Origin of the sequence: Pseudomonas fluorescens (genome assembly GCF_000730425.1) — a bacterium.
In the GTDB taxonomy this organism is placed as follows: domain Bacteria; phylum Pseudomonadota; class Gammaproteobacteria; order Pseudomonadales; family Pseudomonadaceae; genus Aquipseudomonas; species Aquipseudomonas fluorescens_X.
This window is the reverse complement of sequence record NZ_CP008896.1, coordinates 1,800,532-1,823,461: the sequence shown is the minus strand read 5'-3', so window position 1 is coordinate 1,823,461 and position 22,930 is coordinate 1,800,532. Positions and strand designations below refer to the sequence as shown.

Genomic DNA, 22,930 nt, shown 5'->3' with positions numbered 1-22,930 from the left:
CTGGATCAGTCCGCCAGTCCGGGCGGCGGGGCGCTCGGTGGCTTGGCGGTGAGGGAGGTGATCTTGATCAGCAGGGCCAGGTGGCCGCCGTCCAGGTAGTTGAGTTGGTTGTTCTTGGTGCGCACCTCGGTCTGGCTCAGGTGTTCACTGGCGATCACACTGCCGTTGGCGTCGAACTGGTTGATCCAGAAATGCGCATCGATGTCAGTAAAACGCCCCAGTTGCAGGCTCAGAACGCCCTCAATAGGAAATTGGCCGAACTGCTCCTGGCCGTCGGTGATCGCGACTTTGACCGGTTGTTTGCCAAGGTTCTGCTCCCATGCCTTATGTAACAGTACCGTGTAGGTGGAGTCGGCGCGCAGCTTATCGACAATGTTGGAGAGGCGCGGCGGGCTCAGTTTGTCGCCCAGGCGCGCCGCTCCGGTATCCCAGTTTTCCGGGGCAGCGCGGCTGTTGATCACCGGCTCAGCATTTTGGCGGATCAGGATCATTTCCACCTGGTAGAGGCTGTCGGCAAACGCCGAAGGTGCGGCTACCACCAACATCAGGCTCAGGATACGAAGCAGGCGCATGGGGCGTCCTTCAAGCAGGTTTCGGGATGAGGCGCTCAAACAGCGCCTCCAATGTATTAAAGCGCTCTTCCGCACGTTCCATCGGCACCATGAACTTGAACAGGGTGGCGCCTTCGAACTTGTAGCGATTGGGCTGGCCCTGGATCAACTTGATCAGCACCAGCGGGTCCACCGGCGTTTGCGCTGCGAATTCGATACGCCCGCCTTGAGGCCCGGCGTCGACCTTCTTGATTCCCAGTTGCTCGGCCTGCAACTTGAGCAGGGTCAGGCGCACCAGGTTCTTGGTCGGTTCCGGCAATAGGCCGAAGCGATCGATCATCTCCACTTGCAGGTCCTTGAGACCTTCCTCGTCAGTGGCCGAGGCGATGCGCTTGTACAGGATCAGCCGTGCATGCACATCCGGCAGGTAGTCCTCGGGAATCAGCGCCGGCAAGCGCAGGTTGATTTCCGGGCCGCCGCCCAGGGGCTGGTCGAGGTTGGGCTGCTCGCCTTTGCGGATGGCCTTCACCGCCCGCTCCAGCATCTCCATATAGAGGGTAAAGCCCACGGCCTGGATCTGCCCGCTCTGCCCGTCGCCCAGCAGTTCGCCGGCGCCACGGATTTCCAGGTCGTTGGTGGCCAATACAAAACCGGCGCCCAGGTCCTGGGTGTTGGCGATGGCTTCCAGGCGTTTTTCGGCGTCGCCGGTGATTTGCTGGCGCGAAGGTGTCAGCAGGTAGGCATAGGCCTGGTGGTGGCTGCGGCCGACCCGGCCACGCAATTGGTGCAACTGCGCCAGGCCGAACTTGTCGGCCCGCTCGATGATGATGGTGTTGGCGCTCGGCACGTCGATGCCGGTCTCGATGATGGTCGAGGCGATCAGCACGTTGAAGCGCTTGTGGTAGAAGTCGCTCATCACCTGTTCGAGTTCGCGCTCGCGCATCTGCCCGTGACCGATGCCGATCCGCGCTTCCGGCACCAGTTCGGCGAGGTCGGCGGCACATTTCTCGATGGTTTTCACATCGTTGTGCAGGTAGTAGACCTGGCCGCCGCGCAGTAATTCGCGCAGCAGGGCTTCCTTGATGGTGCTTTTGTTCTGCTCCATGACGAAGGTGCGCACCGACAAGCGCCGCGCCGGCGGCGTGGCGATGATCGACAGGTCACGCATGCCCGACACGGCCATGTTCAGCGTGCGCGGAATCGGCGTGGCGGTCAGGGTCAGGATATCGACCTCGCTGCGCAGGGCCTTGAGCTGCTCTTTCTGGCGCACACCAAAGCGGTGCTCTTCATCGATGATCACCAGGCCCAGGTTCTTGATCTTCACGTCGTCCGACAAGAGCTTGTGGGTGCCGATGACGATATCGATCTTGCCTTCGGCCAGGTCGGCCACGGCGGCATTGACCTCCTTGGCGGACTTGAAGCGGCTCATCACCTCCACGGTCACTGGCCAATCGGCGAAGCGGTCGCGAAAGCTGTTGTAGTGTTGCTGGGCGAGCAGGGTGGTTGGTACCAGGATTGCCACCTGACGGCCGCCATGCACCGCGATAAACGCGGCGCGCATTGCCACTTCGGTCTTGCCGAAGCCCACATCACCGCAGACCAGGCGGTCCATGGGTTTGGGCGCGAGCATATCGGCGCGCACGGCATCGATAGTGGTTTGCTGGTCCGGGGTTTCCTCGAAGGCGAAGCCGGCGCTGAACGTGGCGTAGTCAGCCTTCGGGTCGGCGAACGCATAACCTTCACGGGCCGCACGGCGGGCATAGATATCCAACAGTTCGGCCGCGACATCGCGCACTTGTTCGGCGGCCTTGCGCTTGGCTTTCTGCCAGGTCTCGGAGCCCAGGCGGTGCAGTGGCGCAAGGGCGTCGTCACTGCCGGTATAGCGTGCGATCAGGTGCAGGTTGGCGACCGGCACGTAGAGTTTGGCGCCCTCGGCATATTCCATGGTGAGGAATTCGGCGGCCTGGTTGTCGATCTCCAGGGTCTGCAGGCCCAGGTAGCGTCCGACACCGTGGTCGATATGCACCACCGGCGCGCCTTCGCGCAGTTCGGTGAGGTTCTTGATCACCGCGTCGTTGTTGGCGTCGGCGCGTTTTTCACGGCGCCGGCGCTGCATGACGCGTTGGCCGAACAGCGGGCTCTCGGCAATCAGCGCCAGGGCCGGCTCATCCAGTTGCAGGCCTTCGTTGAGCGGTGCAATGGTGATCGCCAGGCGATCCTTGCCGGCCACGAAGTCTGGCCAGCTGTCGACGGTTTTTGGCCGCAGCTTCAGGCGCTCCAGCAACTCCAGCAGTACTTCGCGGCGCCCGGCCGACTCGGCGGTGAACAGCACACGGCCTGGGAAGTCGCCGAGGAAATCGGACAGCGCCTGCAGTGGCTGGGTGGCCTTGGCTTCGATGGCCAGGTTCGGCAGGGCTTGGGCCGGGAAGCGCTCGCGACCGGCGCCGGCTTCCACATCCTGTTGGCTGGCAACCACGCGCGGCCAGCTCTTGAGGCGGGCGAAGCAGTCTTCTACCGGCAGGAACAGCTCGGCAGGCGGCAATAAAGGCCGGGATGGATCGACGCGACGCTCTTCATAACGGTTGCGCACGTCGTTCCAGAAGTTTTCCGCCGCCTGCTCGATGCCCGGCAACGAGAACACCTGGGTGTCCTGGGGCAGGTAATCGAACAGGGTCGAGGTTTCATCGAAGAACAGCGGCAGGTAGTACTCGATACCGGCGGGGGTAATTCCGCTGCTCAAGTCCTGGAAGATCGGGCAGCGGCGGAAGTCCACGTCAAAGCGTTCGCGAAAACGCGCCTTGAAACGTGTGACCGCGTCTTTTTGCAGGGGGAATTCCCTGGCCGGCAGCAGCTTGATCGACTGCACCTTGTCGATGGAGCGCTGGCTTTCCGGGTCGAAGGTGCGCAGGGTCTCGATTTCGTCATCGAACAGGTCGATGCGGTAGGGCAGTTTGCTGCCCATCGGGAACAAGTCGATCAGCGCGCCACGCACCGCGAACTCACCATGCTCATACACCGTATCGACGCAGCGGTAGCCGCTGGCCTCAAGGCGGGTGCGCATTTGCTCCACGTCGAGTTTCTGGCCGATATCCAGCACCAGGCTGCTGCCCAGCAGGAACTTGGTCGGCGCCAGGCGGTGCAGGGCTGTGGTGATCGGCACCACCAGCACGCCATGGGCCAGTTCCGGCAGTCGGTACAGGCTGGCGATACGCTGGGAGATGATGTCCTGGTGCGGCGAGAACAAGTCGTAGGGCAGGGTTTCCCAGTCCGGGAAGTGCAGCACCGGCAAGTCGGGGGCGAAGAAGCTCAGCTCCTGCTCCAGCCGTTCAGCACTTTGGCTGTCGGCGGTCAGCAGCAGGGTAAAGCGCTTGGCTGCACTGGCAGCCTCGGCAATGGCCAGGCTCAGGGCGGCACCGGGCAGATTGCCCCAGTGCTGTTTACCTGCCTCGGCAGGGAGTAGCGGTAGACGCAGGACGGGCACGGAAGGTTGAGCTCCAGCGTTGCGACAAAGTCGGTAATTGTAACGGCCCGGAGTGCCGCCTGTCAGTTGCTGACTGTGCCTATTACGGTTTGTAGGAAATGTAGTGGCTAAGACAAACAATGCGCGGTTTTGACTCGATATGTAGTGCCAAAATGTACGGATGTTTCGGAGGGTTACGGATAAGTCGCCTGAGGCTTTCTCCGAGGGGTGCGCTGGAAGCCGCGTATTTACTGGGCTGTAGCGCGGCGAAAATTATTTGCAAGGGCTTTTGTTGTGGCGCGCGCATTGCTCCGGGGGCGGTCGGGCGGCATAATGTAGCCCCTTTTTTCTGCCCCTACATGTGGAAGGTTCCCGTGACTCAGAAGCCCGACCAGTGTCTTGGTGAATGGATCGACCGTGAAGCACTCGCTGAAGCGATGATTCCGCTTATCGGTCAGCTGTACCGCAATAACAATGTGGTGAGCTCGATCTATGGCCGCAGCCTGATCAACCAATCAGTCATCGCGATTCTCAAGGCTCATCGCTTTGCTCGCCATCGTTCTGCCGACGATAGCGAACTCTCCGTCCACGAAACATTCCCCCTGCTTAAAGCCATGAGCGAGCTCAAGCTCGGCGCAGCTTCGGTGGACCTGGGCAAGCTGGCCTACAAATTCCGCAACGAAGGCAATGGCCGTACTGCCGAGCAGTTCGTCCGTGAAGAAATGGCTGAAGTGATCGGCCAGCAAAACGCCGCGGCCCGCAAAGGCACCGACGTTGTGCTGTACGGCTTCGGTCGTATCGGCCGTCTGCTGGCGCGCATCCTCATCGAAAAAACCGGTGGTGGCGACGGCCTGCGCCTGCGAGCCATTGTCGTGCGCAAGGGCGCCGAGAATGACCTGACCAAGCGTGCCAGCCTCTTGCGCCGCGACTCGGTACACGGTTCGTTCAATGGCACCATCACCATCGACGAAGAAAACAACACCATCACCGCCAACGGTAACCTGATCCAGGTGATCTACGCGAAGAGCCCGACCGAGGTGGATTACACCCAGTACGGCATCCAGAACGCCTTGCTGGTGGACAACACCGGTGTATGGCGTGATGCCGATGGCCTGGGCCAGCACCTGGCCTGCCCGGGTATCGATCGCGTTGTGTTGACCGCGCCTGGCAAGGGCAAGCTGAAGAACATCGTTCACGGCATCAACCACAACGAAATCACCGCTGACGACAAGATCGTGTCTGCCGCTTCCTGCACCACCAACGCCATCGTGCCGGTGCTCAAGGCTGTGAATGACAAGTTCGGCATCATCAATGGTCACGTCGAAACCGTTCACTCGTACACCAACGACCAGAACCTGATCGACAACTTCCACAAGGGCGATCGCCGTGGCCGTAGCGCCGCGTTGAACATGGTGATCACCGAGACCGGTGCTGCCACCGCTGCCGCCAAGGCCCTGCCTGAGCTGGCCGGCAAGCTGACCGGTAACGCGATCCGCGTACCAACGCCGAACGTGTCGATGGCCATTCTCAACCTCAACCTTGAGAAAGCCGCCACCCGTGAAGAGATGAACGAGTACCTGCGCTACATGGCGCTGCATTCCGATCTGCATAAGCAAATCGACTTCGTCAATTCCCAGGAAGTGGTCTCCACCGACTTCGTTGGCTCGCGCCACGCCGGTGTGGTCGATGCAGAGGCGACTATCACCCAGGACAACCGCGTTGTGCTGTACGTTTGGTACGACAACGAATTCGGTTACAGCTGCCAGGTGGTGCGTGTGATGGAAGACATGGCTGGGGTCAACCCACCTGCGTTCCCGCGCTAAGCAACAGCGTTGAATGAAAAAGCCCCGACTGGTTCGGGGCTTTTTTGTGCCTGGTGTTTTGTTTTTTGTTGGGTTTGACGGCCTGATCGCATTCCCATTGTAGGAGCCGGCTTGCCGGCGATAGCGATCAATCAGGCGCCGCTTACCACCGAGGCCTGGGCAGTACGCAATTCATGCCGGTTACCCTTGAACAGCACCAGGGTCGCAATCAACCCCAGCACCGCCGCCCCGCTGAGCCAGATCCCCGGTGCGGCCTTGTTGTCCAGCACATGAATCAGGTAGGTGCAGGCAGCCGGGGTAAAGCCACCAAAGGTTGCGGTCGCCAGGCTGTAGGCCAGGGAGAAGCCGGTGGTGCGGACCTCCACGGGCATGATCTCGGTCAGGGCTACCACCATGGCGCCGTTGTACGAGCCATACAGGAATGACAGCCATAGCTCAACAATCAGCAGATGGCTGAAGCTCGGATTGGCCACCAGCCACGACAGGGCCGGATACGCCGTCAGGATGGCCAGAATCGTCGCCCCCAGCAGCAGGGGTTTACGGCCAATCTTGTCCGACACAGCGCCCATCACCGGCAGCCAGAAGAAGTTCGACAAGCCGATGCACACAGTGACCAGCAGCGCGTCCAGGTCCGACAGGTGCAGCTCGGCCTTGCCGAAGGTTGGTGTGTAAGCGGTGATCAGGTAGAACGATACGGTGGTCATCACCACCAGCGCCATGCCCGCCAGGACGATGCCGAAATTCTGGCCTATGGAGCGGATGATTTCCTGCAGGGTAGGGCGGTGTTTACGCGCCTGGAATTCCGGGGTTTCCTCCAGGGAGCGGCGAATCACGAAGATCACCGGCACGATCAGGCAGCCGATCAGGAACGGCACGCGCCACCCCCACTCACCCATTTCCTCGGGGCTCAGCCAGTGGTTCAGGCCAACGCCCAGCAGGCCGGCGAATACCACGGCGGCTTGTTGGCTGGCGGACTGCCAGCTGACGAAAAAGCCCTTGCGCCCGGGGGTAGCGATTTCTGCCAGGTACACCGAAACCCCGCCCAGCTCGACACCCGCAGAAAAGCCTTGCAGCAAGCGGCCAAACAGGACAATCAACGGGGCAGCCACCCCGAGGGTGGCGTAGCCGGGCACGCAGGCGATCAGTACCGTACCGGCGGCCATCATCGCCAGGGTGATCACCAGGCCTTTTTTACGGCCGTGGCGGTCGATGTAGGCGCCAAGGAAAATCGCCCCCAGCGGACGCATCAGGAACCCGGCACCGAAGGTCGCCAGGGACAGCATCAGGGACGCAAAGGCACTGTCGGCAGGGAAGAAGGTCTTGGCGATGGCGGTGGCGTAGAAGCCATAGACCATGAAGTCGAACATTTCGAGGAAGTTGCCGCTGACAACGCGAAAGATCGCCTTGCCTTTGCCCGTGGTGCTGGACATGTCATTTACTCAACTGGCTATCTTGTTGGAAATCCCTGGTTGTTGTTCGTCCGTGCTACAAAATCTGGGCGCGCGGCGGCGCCAGAGAGATTGTAACCATATGTGTATCTGTGTTGGTGAGCAACAAAAACGTTAGCAAGCTGCCTATTTGCTCTGCGCCAACCCCCGTCGGCGGCGACATGCCGCATAATGGCGCGCCCCGGAAAGATGCTTGAGTGCGGCTTCATTCAGTTTCAGCAGCGATAAGGTTGTGTGGCTTATGGGCGATTGGCGATATGGAGCGCTGGGGAGTGTGCTGGCGATCCTGGCGGGCTGTGGCAACGGTGAGTCCCTGGAAGCTTTTGACGGCTCGACCATGGGCAGTACCTATTCGATCAAGTACGTGCGCAGCCCCGGTACGCCGGTGGCCGGGCTTGTCCAGCCAGAGGTCGAGCGTATCCTTGCCGAAGTCGACCGGCAGATGTCGACCTATCGCAGCGATTCCGACATCGAGCGATTCAACGACCTGCCGGCCAACGTTTGCCGGCCGATGCCCGAGCCGATCCTACACTTGGTACGCATTGGCGAACAGCTGTCCCAGGCCAGTGGCGGGGCGTTTGACCTGACGGTCGAGCCCCTGCTGAACCTGTGGGGCTTTGGCCCCCAGGCGCGGCAGGTAAAGGTCCCGGACCCGATGGCGTTGGCCCAGGCGCGCCAGCGCGTTGGCTATCAGCACTTGCGTATCGACGGCAACCAACTGTGCAAGGATGCGGCGGTGCAAGTGGACTTCAATAGTATTGCCGCCGGCTACACGGTAGACCGGATTGCCGAGCGCCTTGAGCAGGTGGGCATTCAGGGGTACCTGGTCGAAGTGACCGGTGAGCTCAAGGCCTCCGGGCGCAAACCCGACGGTACGCCTTGGCGCGTGGCCCTGGAGGAGCCCCGTGATGACCAGCAGGTAGCCGAGCGGATTATCGCGGTGGACGGCTTTGGCGTGTCTACTTCAGGTGACTATCGCAATTATTTCCAGCAGGATGGTCGCCGCTATTCCCACACCCTTGATGCCCGGACGGGGGCACCGATCACCCATCACCTGGCGTCGGTCACGGTGCTGGACGCTTCGGCGCTGATGGCTGACGGCTTGTCGACCTTGCTGTTGGTGCTGGGGCCTGAAGAAGGCTGGGACTATGCAGAAAAACAGGGTATCGCGGCTTTTTTTGTGATGCGTGAGGGGGATGCTTTCGTCACACGCAGCAATAAAGTGTTCGAGCAACTGACGGCGATCAAGCCGTAATCAATACTGTGTAGTAAAGGCAAAACTGGCCTACGACGCGACCAAGGGTTAATGTGCGCGGCGTTGAGCCTTATATAGACTGTGCCCCGGCTCACACACCTGAGCCTATTTGATCCTTCATGACCGCTGGCCGCGGCATGATTTAGCCAGGCGCCCAACCGTGCGCCCTGGCCTGTTCTGAGGAGTACGCATGGCTGTCTACAACTACGACGTGGTGGTACTGGGTTCCGGCCCAGCTGGAGAAGGTGCGGCGATGAATGCCGCCAAAGCAGGACGCAAGGTGGCGATGGTCGACAGCCGTCGTCAGGTCGGCGGTAACTGCACGCACCTGGGCACCATCCCGTCCAAGGCCTTGCGTCACTCGGTGCGCCAGATCATGCAGTTCAATACCAACCCGATGTTCCGGGCCATTGGTGAGCCGCGCTGGTTCTCGTTCCCGGATGTACTGAAAAGCGCCGAAAAGGTTATTTCCAAGCAAGTCGCCTCGCGTACCGGCTACTACGCCCGTAACCGCGTCGACCTGTTCTTCGGCACCGGCAGCTTCGCCGACGAGCAAACCGTCGAAGTGGTCTGTGCCAACGGCGTGGTCGAGAAACTGGTGGCCAAGCACATCATCATCGCCACGGGCTCGCGCCCTTACCGCCCGGCCGATATCGATTTCCACCACCCACGTATCTACGATAGCGACACCATCCTCAGCCTGGGCCACACCCCGCGCAAACTGATCATCTACGGCGCCGGGGTGATCGGTTGTGAATACGCCTCGATCTTCAGCGGCCTGGGTGTACTGGTGGAACTGGTGGACAACCGCGACCAGTTGCTCAGTTTCCTCGACTCGGAAATCTCCCAGGCGTTGAGTTACCACTTCAGCAACAACAACATCACCGTGCGCCACAATGAGGAATACGATCGCGTTGAAGGCCTGGACAACGGGGTGATCCTGCACCTCAAGTCCGGCAAGAAGATCAAGGCCGATGCCTTGCTCTGGTGCAACGGTCGTACCGGTAACACCGACAAGCTGGGCATGGAAAACATCGGGGTCAAGGTCAACAGCCGTGGCCAGATCGAGGTGGATGAGAACTACCGCACCTGCGTCACCAATATCTATGGTGCTGGCGATGTGATCGGCTGGCCAAGCCTGGCCAGTGCCGCCCACGACCAGGGCCGTTCAGCCGCTGGCAGCATTGTCGACAATGGCAGCTGGCGCTACGTCAACGATGTGCCGACCGGGATCTACACCATTCCCGAGATCAGTTCCATCGGCAAGAACGAACATGAGCTGACCAAGGCCAAGGTGCCTTACGAAGTGGGCAAGGCCTTCTTCAAGAGCATGGCGCGTGCGCAGATCGCCGGCGAGCCCCAAGGCATGCTGAAGATCCTGTTCCATCGCGAGACCCTGGAAGTGCTTGGCGTGCATTGTTTCGGCTACCAGGCCTCGGAGATCGTGCACATTGGCCAGGCGATCATGAACCAGCCGGGTGAACAAAATACCTTGAAGTATTTCGTCAACACCACGTTCAACTACCCGACCATGGCTGAAGCCTATCGGGTAGCGGCCTACGACGGCCTCAACCGGCTTTTTTGAGCGGCTCCGGCCGGTGGCCTGAGCCGGCCGGGGAGACCGATTTCAGTAATTCCCGAGAGTGGCAGTGGCCAAACCGGGAAAGTCTGTAATCAGGCTATCTACGCCGAAGTCGGCGAGCCTGCGCATCAGCGCCGGTTCGTTGACTGTCCATACGGATACATGCAACCCCTGGCGCTGGGCCTTGGCCAGGCGTTCAGGGGTACACAGCGTCCAGTTCAGCGCCAGAATCTCACAACCATAGTTCTGCGCGACCTTCAGCGGGTCGAGCCAGGCGTATTCGGCCACCAGTCCACGGGACAGGTCCGGCGTCAGCTCCAGGGCGGCCTTCAGCACTTCCCGCGAGCTTGAGGTCACGGTGACCTTGTCCAATAGGCCAAAACGCTGGGCCATTTCCCGGATTGCCAGCACGGTGGTCGCGGCGCGGGTGCGCGAAGCGCTTTTGACTTCCAGTTGCCAGTGGTCGAAGTCGCACTTTTCGAACAACTCTTCCAGGCGCGGGATCGGGCAGGGGGTGACCCAGCCCGGGCCGCCTTTGCGCGCGTCCATCTTCACCAGGTCGGCGGCGGCGTATTCCACCACCTTGCCACGCCGGTCGGCGGTACGCTTTAACGTTGGATCGTGGATCACCATCAGCTCGCCGTCCATGGACAGGTGCAGGTCCAGTTCGCAACGGCGTACGCCATGTTTGAGGCATTGCTGGAAGCTGGTCAGGGTGTTTTCCGGTGCTTCGCCTTTAGCGCCGCGGTGGCCATAAATCAGGGTCACAGTTGCTCCTTTTGCCAGGTATATGGCTGGATAAATATGAAGTCAGGTGTCTTGGCCGTCGCTTTGTTCCCGAGCCAGGCGCCGTTCCTGGGCCTGTTTTTGCAAAATATAGCGAGCCAGCAGTTGGCGCTGGGCGTCGGTCATGGATTCGAATTCGGTGCCGACATCAAAACCGTCGCCCTTCGGATCGCAATGGGTGACCTTGGCCCGCAGCAACAGGCCCAGCGCCTGGGGCATCAGCACCAGCTTGACCGCCAGGTGGCTGCCGGGCGCGAGCGCCGTGGGATGCTGGAAGTCGATGCCGCCTTCGGAAATGATCACGGGCTGTGGCGCACCGATCTCGCCCAGCAGGCTTTGCGCCATGACTTGGCTGAGCAGATCCATGCGTTTGTTCTGCACCTTGAGGAAGGCGGCGAGGGTGCGGTCGCGTTCGCCGAGCTGGCGCAGCAGGTGTTGGGACTCGAATTCGCTCAGGTGCAGTTCACTGAGCAGATTGAACAGTGGGGAATCATCCAGCAACACTTCCTTGCTCGCTGCTTGGGGGGCAGACAGGCTTTTGATTTGGAGTGCGATCATGTCGTCGATACGGTAGTATTCGCGGCGATCTTCTTCATCTAATGTCGTCATGGCGAACCCCAGGTAACGGTAATGGTCTGAGTGTAAAGCTGCTTACCAGACCCCGCCACCGGGACGTCTTCTTTTCCTCCGAACAAGCCCCGACATGTTCAGACCTCTCTTCGTATTTATCGGCACGCGTTATACCCGTGCAAAGCGTCGCAATCATTTTGTGTCGTTCATTTCCTTGACCTCCATGATCGGACTCGCCCTGGGCGTCGTCGTGATGATCGTGGTGCTATCGGTGATGAATGGCTTCGATCATGAGATGCGTACCCGCGTGCTGGGCATGGTGCCCCACGCGACCATCGAGTCCGGTGAGCCCCTGAGCGACTGGCAAGGCCTGGCCGACAAGGTCAAGCAGAACCCCAAGGTGCTTGCCGTTGCGCCATTTACCCAGATGCAGGGCCTGCTGACCAATGATGGCAAGGTGCAGAAAGTCCTGCTCAATGCCATCGACCCGACGCAGGAGCGCAAGGTCTCGATCATTGACCAGTTCATGCAGCAGGGCAAACTCGACGACCTGGCGCCTGGCAGCTTTGGCATCGTCATTGGCGACCGGGCGGCGGCCAAGCTGGGCGTGGCCATCGGCGACAAGCTGACCTTTGTCGCCCCTGAAGTCACGGTGACCCCGGCCGGCATGTTCCCGCGCATGAAGCGGTTTACCGTGGTCGGGATCTTTCATGTTGGCGCCGGTGAGATCGACGGCTTCCTCGGCCTGACCAACCTCACTGACCTGGCCCGCCTGCATCGCTGGAAGCCGGACCAGGTGCAGGGCCTGCGCCTGAAGTTCAACGACTTGTTTGAAGCGCCGCGCGGCGCCTGGGAAATCGCCCAGCAGTTGGGTGAAAGCCAGTACTACGCCCGCGACTGGACCCGTACCCACGGCAACCTGTACCAGGCGATCCGCATGGAAAAGGCCATGATCGGCCTGTTGCTGCTGCTGATTGTGGCGGTGGCAGCCTTTAACATCATCTCCACCCTGGTGATGGTGGTGAACGACAAGAAAGGCGACATCGCCATCTTGCGCACCCTCGGCGCCACGCCTGGGCAGATCATGGCGATCTTCATGGTCCAGGGCACGGTGATTGGCGTGGTTGGCACCTTGATCGGAACCGTCGTGGGGATTTTCGCCGCGCTGAATGTCAGTGCCGCCATCGCCGGGGTCGAAACCCTGATTGGCCACAAGTTTCTCAACGCCGATGTCTACTTCATCGACTATTTGCCATCCCAGGTGCAGAGCCAGGATGTGCTGATGGTTGGCGGCGCCGCGTTGGTCCTGAGTTTCCTTGCCACCCTGTATCCAGCCTGGCGCGCGGCACGTACCCAGCCGGCGCAGGCTTTACGTTATGAGTGAATCGGGCATGAGTGAAAAAGCAATCCTGAGCTGCCGCGACCTGGGCAAATCCTACGAGGAAGGCCCGGAGTCGGTGGTGGTGCTGTCCAACCTGCAACTGGAACTGCATCCCGGCGAGCGCGTGGCGATCGTCGGCAGTTCCGGCTCGGGCAAAAGTACCTTGCTCAACCTGTTGGGCGGTCTCGACACGCCGTCCCAAGGCAGTGTATGGCTGGCCGGCGAAGAGCTCTCGGCCTTGAACGAGAAGGCCCGTGGCCAGTTGCGCAACCGGTCCCTGGGTTTTGTGTACCAGTTCCACCATTTGTTGCCGGAGTTCACCGCCCTGGAGAACGTGTGCATGCCGCTGTTGATCGGCAAGACCGCGATCCCACAGGCGCGTCAGCGTGCTACCGCGTTGCTGGAGCGTGTCGGCCTTGGCCATCGCCTGGAGCATAAGCCGGCAGAATTGTCCGGTGGTGAGCGCCAGCGTGTGGCAATTGCCCGTGCCCTGGTCAATAACCCGGGCCTGGTGATGCTCGACGAGCCTACCGGCAACCTCGATTCCCACACTGCCCAGGGCATCAAGGACCTGATGCTGGAGCTGAGCACCCAGATGCGCACCGCGTTCCTGGTGGTGACCCATGACATGAGCATGGCCCGGCAGATGGACCGCGTGTTGCACCTGCAGGAAGGTCATCTGGTCGCTATCTGACCTGTTTCAAGCCCGGCACCTGGCGCCGGGTTTTTCATTTTTTCAGGCGGTGCCCGCGAATGTTCAGACCGTTATCGATTTTTATCGGCACGCGCTATACCCGCGCCAAGCGCCGTAACCGTTTTGTCTCGTTTATCTCGATGACCTCGATGATTGGCCTCGCCCTGGGCGTGCTGGCGATGATCGTGGTGTTGTCGGTGATGAACGGGTTCCAGCGGGAAATGAGCTCACGCATTCTTGGCATGGTGCCGCATGCCACCATCGTTGGCGTCAACCCGATCAGCGACTGGCAGCCGGTGGCTGCCGCGGCGCTGAAGAACCCCGAAGTGACCGCTGCGGTACCCTTCACCGAGATGGAAGGCATGCTGTCCTACAAGGGCTCGATGCAGCCGATCCAGATCAGCGGTATCGACCCGGCCCTGGAAGGCAAGGTGTCCATTGTTACCCAGCATATCGTCCAGGGAAGCCTGGAAAACCTGCAGCCGGGGGAGTTTGGTGTGGTGATCGGTGAAATGACCGCGCGCCGCTTCCGTCTGAATGTGGGTGACAAGCTGACCTTGATTGTCCCGGAAATCAGTAGCGCCCCTGGTGGCATCACCCCGCGCATGCAGCGTTTGAATGTGGTGGGGGTGTTCAAGGTCGGTGCCGAGCTGGATGGTTCGATGGCCCTGATCCACGTCGCCGATGCCGCGCAGATGCTGCATTGGCAGCCCAACCAGGTGCAAAGCGTGCGCCTGGCAGTGAAAGACCTGTATGCAGCGCCCAAGGTGTCGGCGGATGTCGCCGCCGGGCTGGGTGCGGCCTACAAGGCGGACGACTGGACTCACACCCAGGGCAGTCTGTTCAGCGCGATGAAGATGGAAAAGACCATGATTGGCCTGCTGTTGCTGATGATCGTCGCCGTTGCGGCCTTCAATATCATCGCCACGCTGATCATGGTGGTGAACGACAAGGGCGCGGATATTGCGATCCTGCGCACCATTGGCGCCACGCCCCGGCAGATCATGGCGATTTTCATGGTCCAGGGCACGGTGATCGGTATCGTCGGCACCCTGATTGGCGGCGTGCTGGGGGTGATTGCCGCGCTGAACGTCAGCGAACTGGTGGGCTGGATGGAGCGCGTGACTGGGCAGCATATCTTCAGTTCGGATGTGTACTTTGTCAGCAACCTGCCTTCGGAACTGCAAGGTGGCGATGTGTTGCTGATTTGCAGTGCCGGGTTTGTGTTGAGCTTTTTGGCGACGATTTACCCGGCTTACAGGGCCGCGAAGATTGAGCCGGCGCATGCCCTGAGATATTCGTAGGTCTCGAGATTGTTATCGCGGGCAAGCCAGCTCCCACATTTGACTGTATTCACACATCAACATGTGGGAGCTGGCTTGCTTGCGATGAGGTCCGCCCGGCTTGCATCAGCCCCCTTGGGGAACTCAATCACAAACCGCGTCCACCCCGGCTGTGACTCACAGAAAATCCTCCCCCCGTGCGCCCGCACAATCGACTGGGTAATCGCCAGCCCAAGCCCCGCATGCTCGCTGCTGCCCTCATGGCGTGCCGGATCCACACGGTAGAACCGATCAAACAGCTTGGGCAGTAACGCCTGGGGAATCCCGGTCCCGGTGTTTTCCACACTCAGCTTCACGCCTTGGGTATTTTCGCTGATCCTCACCCGTACTTCGCCGGCCGGTGGGGTGAAGCGCACGGCATTGTCCAACAGATTGGAAAACGCCCGGCGCAGCATGCTGCGGTCGCCGGCGGTACTGGCGCTGCCGTCGCGCAGCAGGATGACCTGGGCGTCTTCGGCCAGCGGCGCGAAGAACTCCAGCAAGGCATCCACCTCGTCGGCCAGGGCCAGGGGTTCGCGTTTGGGGTTCAGCAGCCCGTGGTCAGCCTTGGCCAGGTACAGCATGTCGTTGACCAGTTGGGCCATCCATTGCAGCTCTTCCAGATTGCTGTGCAGGGCTTCACGGTAGTCCTCCAGCGGCCGGGGCTGGGTGAGGATCACCTGGGTTTGGGTCAGCAGGTTTGATAAAGGCGTGCGCAGTTCGTGGGCGATATCGGCAGAGAATGCTGAAAGCCGCTGGAACGCATCATCCAGGCGGCTGAACATGGCGTTGAAGGCCTGGGCCAGTTCCGCCAATTCGGCGGGCATCTGTTCCTGGGGCAGGCGCTGGGTCAGGGAGTGGGCACGCACGCGGCTGGCTACTTCGGTCATCCGCCGCAGTGGCCGCAGCCCGCTGCGTGCAGCCCAGGCGCCGAGGAGCGCGGTCGCCAGGGCGGACAGGCCGACAGTCAACCAGATCAGGTGTTGCATACGTTGCAGGAAGTGTTGGTGATGGGTGATGTCCAGCATCAGGGAGAGTTGCGCGGAACCTGGCTTGCCTGGATTCAGGGCGGCGTTGTACACCCGGTAATGGGTGCCGGCGTTTTGCAGGTCATGCAGGCCAGGCGTGGTGGGCAAATCGGCGGGGATACGCGCGGAGCTATCAAACCAGCGCTGGCCGTCGGCGGCGTTGATGCGCACGGACAGGTCGGGTTGATGGCTCAGTTCGTCGGTCAATGCGGCCACGCGTTGGGCGAACAGCACCGGCGTGTCAGCGTCTTGCAGAGCGCTGCGCAGAGCCATCAGCTTGCTGTCGAGCAGTTGCTGGTCCAGTTCGATGAAGTGCTTCTCGCTGGCCTGGCTGAACAGCACGCCTGCCAGCAACGAGACGACGGCGGTGCAGCCGGCAAACAACAACGCCAGGCGACTGGCGAGGGAGATACGCGTCATCAACTGAACCGCTCTTCCAGCACATAACCCATGCCGCGCACCGTGTGGATCAGCTTGTTGGGAAAACTGTCATCGATCTTCAGGCGCAGGCGGCGGATCGCTACTTCGATGATGTTGGTGTCGCTGTCGAAATTCATGTCCCAGACCTGGGAGGCAATCAGCGACTTGGGCAGCACTTCACCTTGGCGGCGCAGGAGCATTTCCAGGAGGGCGAACTCCTTGGCGGTGAGGTCGATGCGCTGGCCGCTACGCTCCACGCGGCGACGGATCAGGTCCAGACGCAGGTCTGCCAGGTGCAGGCTGGTCTCTTGGGGCGTGCTGCTGCCTCGGCGCAACAGGCTGCGCACCCGGGCCAGCAATTCGGAGAAGGCGAAAGGCTTGACCAGATAGTCGTCGGCACCCAGTTCCAGGCCGTGGACCCGATCCTCGACCGCATCCCGTGCGGTCAGGAACAACACCGGGATTTCCAGACCGGCACTGCGTACCGCCTGGAGAATCTGCCAGCCGGTGCGGCCCGGGAGCATCACATCGAGGATCAGCAAGTCGTAGTCGCCCGTCAGCGCCAGGTGCTGGCCAGTGGTGCCGTCGGCCACCAGTTCGGTATTGAACCCGGCTTCGGCCAGGCCCTGGCGCAGGTATTGGCCGGTTTTAGGTTGGTCTTCGACGATCAGCAGTTTCATAGGCGACTCATGGCAAAAGGGTAGCAACGGGCTTTATACCGTGTGCACCGGGGGGCTGGCTCAACCTGACAAAGTTGTAATCTAGCCGTCAGGTAGCTGGCAGCGGTGCATTATTAGAGTGCTTCACACGCGGGTCTTATACCTTTGGAGGATACACATGTTTTTGCGTAAATCTTGGTGGTTGGCAGGTTGCCTGATGGTGTTGAGTGTCCCGACGCTGGCCGATGGCGCCCACACCTTTGCCTTTGGCAAGGCGGCGCCGGCAACCAAGGCCACTCGTACAGTGGAGGTGGTTCTGCAGGATATTTCCTTCGCCCCCACGTCTCTTGATGTAAAAGCCGGTGAGACGGTGCGCTTTGTGCTGGTCAACAAGGGGCGGTTGTTGCACGAATTCAACCTGGGTGACGCGAGCATGCACGCCGATCACCAGAAGGAAATGCTCAAGATGCAGGCGAGTGGCATGTTGACAGCCACCGGCATGGGCCAGATGGATCACGCGGCAATGGGGCATGGAGACATGGGCGCGATGAAACATGACGATCCCAACAGTGTGTTGGTGGAGCCGGGCAAGACCGCCGAACTGACCTGGACCTTCAGCAAGGCGGGTGCGTTGGAGTTTGCGTGCAACCTTCCCGGGCACTATCAGGCGGGAATGGTCGGCAAGCTGAACGTCAGCCAATAAACCTGACGCTCAAAGGCGGGAGCAAAGGCTGGTAGACTGGCGGGGTTTATTTAGCCAGGTTTCCGCCATGCATCCCGCAGCCGAACATTCGCCGCTGGGCAAGTCCAGTGAATACATTTGCACCTACACCCCTTCATTGCTGTTCCCTATCCCTCGCGCCGCCAAGTGGGCCGAGCTGGGCCTGACCGCCGAGACGTTGCCCTACAAGGGCGTGGACTTCTGGAACTGCTTTGAACTGTCCTGGCTGCTGCCGTCCGGCAAGCCAGTGGTGGCCATCGGTGAGTTCAGCATCCCGGCCGACTCGCCGAACATCATCGAATCGAAATCCTTCAAGCTCTACCTCAACTCGTTGAACCAGACGCCGTTTGCCGATGCCTCCACTCTTGAGGCGACCTTGCGTGCCGACTTGAGCGCGGCGGCCGGCAAGCCGGTGGGCGTGCGCATCCGCAGCCTGGCCGAGGTGGAAGACGAAGGCGTGGTACGCCTGCCGGGTGTGTGTATTGATGACCTGGATATCAGTGTCAGCAACTACGAGCACCCGCGTCCGGAACTGCTGCGTTGCGATGATTCCCGTGTGGTCGAGGAGAGCGTGCACAGCCACCTGCTCAAATCCAACTGCCCGGTGACCAGCCAGCCGGACTGGGGCAGCGTGGCGGTGCAATACCGTGGCGCGGCGTTGGATCATGCGAGCCTGTTGGCATACCTGGTGAGCTTCCGCCAGCACTCGGACTTTCACGAGCAGTGCGTGGAGCGGATCTTTCTCGATCTGCAGCGCTTGCTCAAGCCTGAGAAGTTGACGGTTTATGCGCGGTATGTGCGTCGGGGCGGGTTGGATATCAACCCGTACCGCAGTACCGAGGATGTGCCGTTCCAGAACCTGCGCCTGGCCCGGCAGTAAGCCTCACCCCCAAACAAATGTGGGAGCTGGTTTGCCTGGGATAGCGGTCAGACCGATACATCGCCATCGTCAGGCAAGCCAGCTCCCACATTGGGTTCGGGGCTTGGCCTGGGATTTGGGTCAGATACCCATATTGCCCAAGGTCACCACGATATTGCGCAATGTCCCGGCAATGCCCGGATGCTCCAGCTCGAAGCGTTCTACCGCTAAATTTACCCCATCGGCAAGGCTGGGGTTCTGAGTGGCAGGTTCCAGTTCAAGTTGCACTTCAAACTTGGCAATCAATGCTTCCAGCGCTTCGCGTTTTTCCAGCGGTAGAGGCGGGTCCTGATTCAATTGCTCGCGCAGGATGGAAACCTGTTCTTGCAGTTTTTCGCGGGCAGGCATGGCGTTCTTCCTTTTATCGATAGGCACTGGCATAGACCACGGCACGCCGAGAAAGGTCTACGGGATGACCTGTAGATTAATCCACTGGCAGCGACTGTGCATGATCTTGATCAGGGCTTCTCGCCTTTGAGCCGACGCAGGCGGATGTCCGCCAGGCACGTGCCCAGTTCGCCCAGATGATCAATCACCGAGTGCACGCCAAGGCCATAGAGCGCGACGGTGGCCTTGGCGCGCTTGTGTTCACGCGCCTGTTCGTCTAGCGCTTGCCATTGGGCAGGGGAGAGCCCGCACAGTGATCCACAGGATGCCAGGCCAATCGTCCAGAGCCCGGCATTGAGCCCTGATTGCAGCAAGCGAGGTTCGCCACTGACCAGCACACAGCCATCCAGGCGCTCGATGTCCAGGTCCATCAAGGCTTGCCAGCAGGCATGGGGGGCCGGCCAGGAAGCGGCTGCGGGGCGGGTACCTTGGACCCAGCACGGCAGGGAGGCGGCCAGGGCTGTGGTGATGGGGGAGGGCAATTCATCCAGCCAGGCGCAGGGGGTGCCTTGTTCATTGAGCGATTGCAGGATGTTCAAGGCGCCAGGGGTGGCCAGGGTTTCGCCTGCCGGGATGGTGTCGGCGTGGGCCATGGAACCGAAGTCCACCAGGCAGCCACTGAGGCCAAACAACACGGCGGTCAAAGAAGGGGCGTTGTCTGCAACGATCCGAGGTTGGGGCATTTCGACGTCCCTGAAAATAGCTGTGACGCTATCTAAGGTCCGTGACAGGCAGATGACACCTGATGAGATTGTAGGAAATTTGTACATTTTCTGAATGACAATTCCTTCAAACTGCCTAATCCTACACTTCCGTCATATACTGGCGGCTTTATTCAGGGCATAGCGCCCATGACAGATCATTCAAGGAGTTCAAGCTATGCGCTGGAGCCAGTGTCTTGCTCAACTATCAGTGTGTGCCAGTGTCTTGCTGGTGCCTTTCGCCGCCCAGGCTGCGGAAGACGATCCATGGGAAAGCATCAACCGTCCGATCTTCACCTTCAACGACACCGTTGATACCTACGCACTGAAGCCATTGGCACAGGGCTACCAGTTCATTACTCCGCAATTTGTCGAAGACGGTATCCACAATTTCTTCCGCAATATCGGCGATGTGGGCAACCTGGCAAACAATGTGTTGCAACTCAAACCGCACCAGGCCGGTGTCGATACCGCGCGCTTGCTGGTCAACACCACGTTTGGCGTGCTGGGCTTGATTGATGTCGGCACCAAAATGGGGCTGCAGCGCAGTGATGAAGACTTCGGCCAGACCCTTGGCTATTGGGGCGTAGGCAGCGGTCCTTACGTGATGTTGCCGCTACTGGGTCCAAGCACCCTGCGCGATGCGCCGTCTATCTATGTCGACAGCTTTGCCGCACCGTACCGCTACATGAACGACATTCCATCGCGCAACAGCGCATTTGGCCTCGACATCATCGATACTCGCGCCAGCCTCTTGTCGGCTGAAAAGCTGATCAATGGCGACAAATACACCTTTATTCGCAATGCCTATCTGCAGAACCGCGAGTTCAAGGTCAAGGACGGCAATGTAGTGGATGATTTTTGAGGTTAACCCTTGAATGAAAAAGGCGGCCCTTGAGGCCGCCTTTTTTGTGTGCATTGATTTCAGTACATCTTGAGAATTTTCAGGCCCAGGTGTTGGTCGTCGCCTTCTTTCCTCGCCCATACCACCTCAGTGTCGGCCTCCAGGCCCTTGAGCGCGGCATGCTCCGAGTCGATACGCACCTTCAGTTGGTCGCCCACGTTGAACGGGTGCTGCGCTTGAACCTGCATTCCAGAGCTGGAGAGGTCCAGGCAGATCCCGGCAATCTCTTGTCCTGCATGGATCAACGACACGCCAGCATCCACACGCATGCGGATGAAATCGCGCTTTTCGGCATAGTCACGTTCATTGGCGCTCATAGGTTTCATCCATCCATTGCGTTGTGGTTTTGCCTGTTCTTATAACTCCCGGTGATTTGCGATGTAAAGACGCTCAGCGACCATCGGCATGAGCTTGAAACCCCTGACGGATGGGAGTACCGTCTGCGCCTTAGAAGGGCACCTCTGCTTTACCGTTGTGCGTGAGCCAAGCGCTCATGTTTTGTAGGACAGAGAGGCTAGAAAGCGAATCCAGTAGTGTGAGCCGGGCCATTGCCTGACTGCCTACGCCAACCTAATTCTGGCGCCGTTTGCCCACATGCAAAAAACCAGTGCCACGCTGCTGATAATCGATGACGACGAAGTAGTGCGCGCGAGCCTCGCGGCCTATTTGGAAGACAGTGGCTTCAGCGTCCTGCAGGCCGGCAATGGTCTTCAGGGTCTTCAGGTGTTTGAGCGCGACCAGCCCGACCTGGTGATCTGCGACCTGCGCATGCCCCAGATGGGCGGCCTTGAGCTGATCCGCCAGGTCACCGAGCTTGCCCCGCAGACACCGGTGATTGTCGTGTCCGGTGCCGGTGTGATGAACGATGCCGTGGAGGCCTTGCGCCTGGGCGCTGCCGATTACCTGATCAAGCCCCTGGAAGACCTGGCCGTACTCGAGCATTCGGTGCGTCGTGCGCTGGACCGTGCCCGCCTGCTGCTGGAAAACCAGCGCTACCGCGAGAAGCTCGAAACCGCCAATCGTGAGCTCGAAGCCAGTCTCAACCTGCTCCAGGAAGATCAGAACGCCGGTCGCCAGGTGCAGATGAACATGCTGCCGGTCAGTCCCTGGAGCATCGACGAGTTCCAGTTTGCCCACCAGATCATTCCGTCCTTGTACTTGTCGGGTGATTTTGTCGACTATTTCCGCGTGGATGAGCGCCGCGTCGCATTCTACCTGGCAGATGTCTCCGGACACGGCGCTTCCTCTGCATTCGTGACCGTGTTGTTGAAGTTCATGACCACACGGCTGTTGTTCGAGTCCAAGCGCAACGGCACCTTGCCGGAGTTTACTCCCTCGCAAGTGCTGGGCCACATCAATCGGGGCCTGATCAGCTGCAAGCTGGGCAAACACGTGACGATGGTGGGCGGCGTGATTGACGAAGAAACCGGTCTTTTGACCTACAGCATTGGCGGCCACCTGCCATTGCCGGTTTTATACACTCCAGACAGTGTGCGCTACCTGGAAGGGCGTGGTCTGCCGGTTGGCTTGTTCAATGAAGCCACCTACGAAGACCACATCCTGGAGCTGCCGCCGGCCTTCAGCCTGACGCTGATGTCCGATGGCATCCTGGACCTTCTTCCAGAGCCTACACTCAAAGAGAAAGAAGCTGCCTTGCCCCAGCGGGTAAGGTCGGCGGGCGGCAGCCTGGATGGTCTGCGGCAGGTTTTTGGATTGGCCACGCTAGGGGAGATGCCGGATGATATCGCCCTATTGGTGTTGAGCAGGAATCTTTGATGAGTACCGGAAGAATCCAATTTGCCGAGCAAGACGGGACCTTCGTCCTGAAGTTTGTCGGTGAAGTGCGCCTGACCTTGTGTTCGGCGCTGGATGCAACGATTGAGCGGATTTTCACAGCCTTGAACTTCTCGGCGATCGTGATCGATCTGACCGAAACCCGCAGCATCGATAGCACCACCCTTGGGCTGTTGGCCAAGTTGTCCATTCTGTCTCGGCAGAAGGTCGGACTGCTGCCGACCGTCGTCACCACCCACGAAGACATCACCCGGCTCTTGCAGTCGATGGGTTTCGATCAAGTGTTCAACATCGTTGATCGTCCGATCCCGTGCCCGGAATGCCTGACAGACCTGCCGTCCCAGGACCAATCCGAGGAAGTGGTGCGGCTCAAGGTGCTGGAGGCCCACAAGATCCTGATGGGCCTGAACGAATCCAACCGCGAAGCCTTTCACGACCTGGTCAATGCCTTGGAGCGCCACTGACACTGCGCTTATGTAGGAGCTTGCTTGCCAGCTATAGCGTCAGACCAACCAGTACTTATCC

Annotated in this window: 21 protein-coding genes; 11 read left to right on the top strand and 10 right to left on the bottom strand. The window is 60.2% G+C overall.

The genetic code is table 11. The annotated features are described in order from the left end of the window. Positions 1-5: 5 nt before the first annotated feature. Positions 6-572, bottom strand: coding sequence for a CsiV family protein (locus HZ99_RS07875; protein ID WP_038442174.1), 567 nt, complete (start codon positions 570-572; stop codon positions 6-8). Positions 573-582: 10 nt separating this feature from the next. Beyond that, positions 583-4,032 (bottom strand): transcription-repair coupling factor, encoded by a 3,450-nt coding sequence (mfd, locus tag HZ99_RS07870; protein WP_038442172.1) that lies wholly within the window; start codon positions 4,030-4,032, stop codon positions 583-585. Between the two features lie 338 nt (positions 4,033-4,370). On the opposite strand from mfd, the gene HZ99_RS07865 reads away from it, so the two are divergent. Further along, a complete protein-coding gene (locus tag HZ99_RS07865; protein ID WP_038442170.1) occupies positions 4,371-5,834 on the top strand; it encodes a glyceraldehyde-3-phosphate dehydrogenase in 1,464 nt (487 codons plus the stop codon). Between the two features lie 131 nt (positions 5,835-5,965). On the opposite strand, the gene HZ99_RS07860 is transcribed toward HZ99_RS07865, so the two are convergent. Beyond that, a complete protein-coding gene (locus HZ99_RS07860; RefSeq protein WP_038442168.1) occupies positions 5,966-7,264 on the bottom strand; it encodes an MFS transporter in 1,299 nt (432 codons plus the stop codon). Between the two features lie 259 nt (positions 7,265-7,523). Here HZ99_RS07860 and HZ99_RS07855 point away from each other — a divergent pair, with 259 nt between their 5' ends. Beyond that, positions 7,524-8,537, top strand: a complete 1,014-nt coding sequence (locus HZ99_RS07855) for an FAD:protein FMN transferase (protein WP_038442166.1) — start codon at positions 7,524-7,526, stop codon at positions 8,535-8,537. Between the two features lie 190 nt (positions 8,538-8,727). Further along, positions 8,728-10,122 carry a Si-specific NAD(P)(+) transhydrogenase gene (gene sthA / locus HZ99_RS07850; protein ID WP_024074093.1) on the top strand — a complete coding sequence of 465 codons (1,395 nt, stop codon included), beginning with the start codon at positions 8,728-8,730 and terminating at the stop codon, positions 10,120-10,122. A gap of 42 nt (positions 10,123-10,164) precedes the next feature. Here sthA and HZ99_RS07845 read toward each other — a convergent pair whose 3' ends face one another. Then, positions 10,165-10,887 carry a glycerophosphodiester phosphodiesterase gene (locus HZ99_RS07845; protein WP_038442165.1) on the bottom strand — a complete coding sequence of 241 codons (723 nt, stop codon included), beginning with the start codon at positions 10,885-10,887 and terminating at the stop codon, positions 10,165-10,167. Positions 10,888-10,929: 42 nt separating this feature from the next. Further along, positions 10,930-11,514 carry a PilZ domain-containing protein gene (locus HZ99_RS07840; RefSeq protein WP_038442164.1) on the bottom strand — a complete coding sequence of 195 codons (585 nt, stop codon included), beginning with the start codon at positions 11,512-11,514 and terminating at the stop codon, positions 10,930-10,932. A 94-nt stretch (positions 11,515-11,608) separates the two neighbouring features. Between HZ99_RS07840 and HZ99_RS07835 the strand changes: the two genes are divergently transcribed. Genes HZ99_RS07835 through HZ99_RS07825 form a run of 3 tightly spaced genes read left to right on the top strand, consistent with a single transcriptional unit; the run spans position 11,609 to position 14,854 of the window. Continuing rightward, positions 11,609-12,859: a lipoprotein-releasing ABC transporter permease subunit gene (locus tag HZ99_RS07835; protein WP_038442162.1), complete on the top strand. Its 1,251-nt coding sequence runs from the start codon at positions 11,609-11,611 to the stop codon at positions 12,857-12,859. Between the two features lie 7 nt (positions 12,860-12,866). Next, entirely contained in the window at positions 12,867-13,550 is a 684-nt protein-coding gene (gene lolD / locus HZ99_RS07830) for a lipoprotein-releasing ABC transporter ATP-binding protein LolD (protein WP_181883231.1), read from the top strand. Between the two features lie 59 nt (positions 13,551-13,609). Further along, positions 13,610-14,854, top strand: a complete 1,245-nt coding sequence (locus HZ99_RS07825) for a lipoprotein-releasing ABC transporter permease subunit (protein WP_038442158.1) — start codon at positions 13,610-13,612, stop codon at positions 14,852-14,854. 56 nt (positions 14,855-14,910) lie between these two features. Here the strand turns inward: HZ99_RS07825 and HZ99_RS07820 are convergent, their stop codons facing one another. Together HZ99_RS07820 and HZ99_RS07815 are read right to left on the bottom strand one after the other, a co-directional pair. Beyond that, on the bottom strand, positions 14,911-16,320 hold the full coding sequence (locus HZ99_RS07820) for a heavy metal sensor histidine kinase (RefSeq protein ID WP_051903121.1): 1,410 nt from the start codon (positions 16,318-16,320) through the stop codon (positions 14,911-14,913). Beyond that, positions 16,320-17,000, bottom strand: a complete 681-nt coding sequence (locus tag HZ99_RS07815; protein ID WP_038442155.1) for a heavy metal response regulator transcription factor — start codon at positions 16,998-17,000, stop codon at positions 16,320-16,322. Before HZ99_RS07815 ends, HZ99_RS07820 begins: the two co-directional genes overlap by 1 nt. A gap of 157 nt (positions 17,001-17,157) precedes the next feature. Here HZ99_RS07815 and HZ99_RS07810 point away from each other — a divergent pair, with 157 nt between their 5' ends. Beyond that, positions 17,158-17,682: a cupredoxin domain-containing protein gene (locus tag HZ99_RS07810; RefSeq protein ID WP_038442154.1), complete on the top strand. Its 525-nt coding sequence runs from the start codon at positions 17,158-17,160 to the stop codon at positions 17,680-17,682. Between the two features lie 67 nt (positions 17,683-17,749). Next, positions 17,750-18,580 (top strand): NADPH-dependent 7-cyano-7-deazaguanine reductase QueF, encoded by an 831-nt coding sequence (gene queF, locus HZ99_RS07805; RefSeq protein WP_038442152.1) that lies wholly within the window; start codon positions 17,750-17,752, stop codon positions 18,578-18,580. 120 nt (positions 18,581-18,700) lie between these two features. On the opposite strand, the gene HZ99_RS07800 is transcribed toward queF, so the two are convergent. Both HZ99_RS07800 and HZ99_RS07795 read right to left on the bottom strand, forming a co-directional pair. After that, positions 18,701-18,967, bottom strand: coding sequence for a DUF4404 family protein (locus HZ99_RS07800; RefSeq protein WP_038442151.1), 267 nt, complete (start codon positions 18,965-18,967; stop codon positions 18,701-18,703). 110 nt (positions 18,968-19,077) lie between these two features. Beyond that, a complete protein-coding gene (locus tag HZ99_RS07795) occupies positions 19,078-19,689 on the bottom strand; it encodes a hypothetical protein (protein ID WP_038442149.1) in 612 nt (203 codons plus the stop codon). Positions 19,690-19,885: 196 nt separating this feature from the next. Between HZ99_RS07795 and HZ99_RS07790 the strand changes: the two genes are divergently transcribed. Next, positions 19,886-20,572 carry a VacJ family lipoprotein gene (locus HZ99_RS07790; RefSeq protein ID WP_038442148.1) on the top strand — a complete coding sequence of 229 codons (687 nt, stop codon included), beginning with the start codon at positions 19,886-19,888 and terminating at the stop codon, positions 20,570-20,572. A gap of 59 nt (positions 20,573-20,631) precedes the next feature. On the opposite strand, the gene HZ99_RS07785 is transcribed toward HZ99_RS07790, so the two are convergent. Beyond that, a complete protein-coding gene (locus HZ99_RS07785) occupies positions 20,632-20,928 on the bottom strand; it encodes a PilZ domain-containing protein (RefSeq protein WP_038442146.1) in 297 nt (98 codons plus the stop codon). A 277-nt stretch (positions 20,929-21,205) separates the two neighbouring features. On the opposite strand from HZ99_RS07785, the gene rssB reads away from it, so the two are divergent. Further along, positions 21,206-22,387, top strand: coding sequence for a two-component system response regulator RssB (gene rssB, locus HZ99_RS07780; protein ID WP_032863287.1), 1,182 nt, complete (start codon positions 21,206-21,208; stop codon positions 22,385-22,387). Beyond that, positions 22,387-22,869, top strand: a complete 483-nt coding sequence (rssC, locus tag HZ99_RS07775; RefSeq protein WP_029293846.1) for an anti-sigma factor antagonist RssC — start codon at positions 22,387-22,389, stop codon at positions 22,867-22,869. Before rssB ends, rssC begins: the two co-directional genes overlap by 1 nt. The last annotated feature ends 61 nt before the right edge of the window (positions 22,870-22,930 follow it).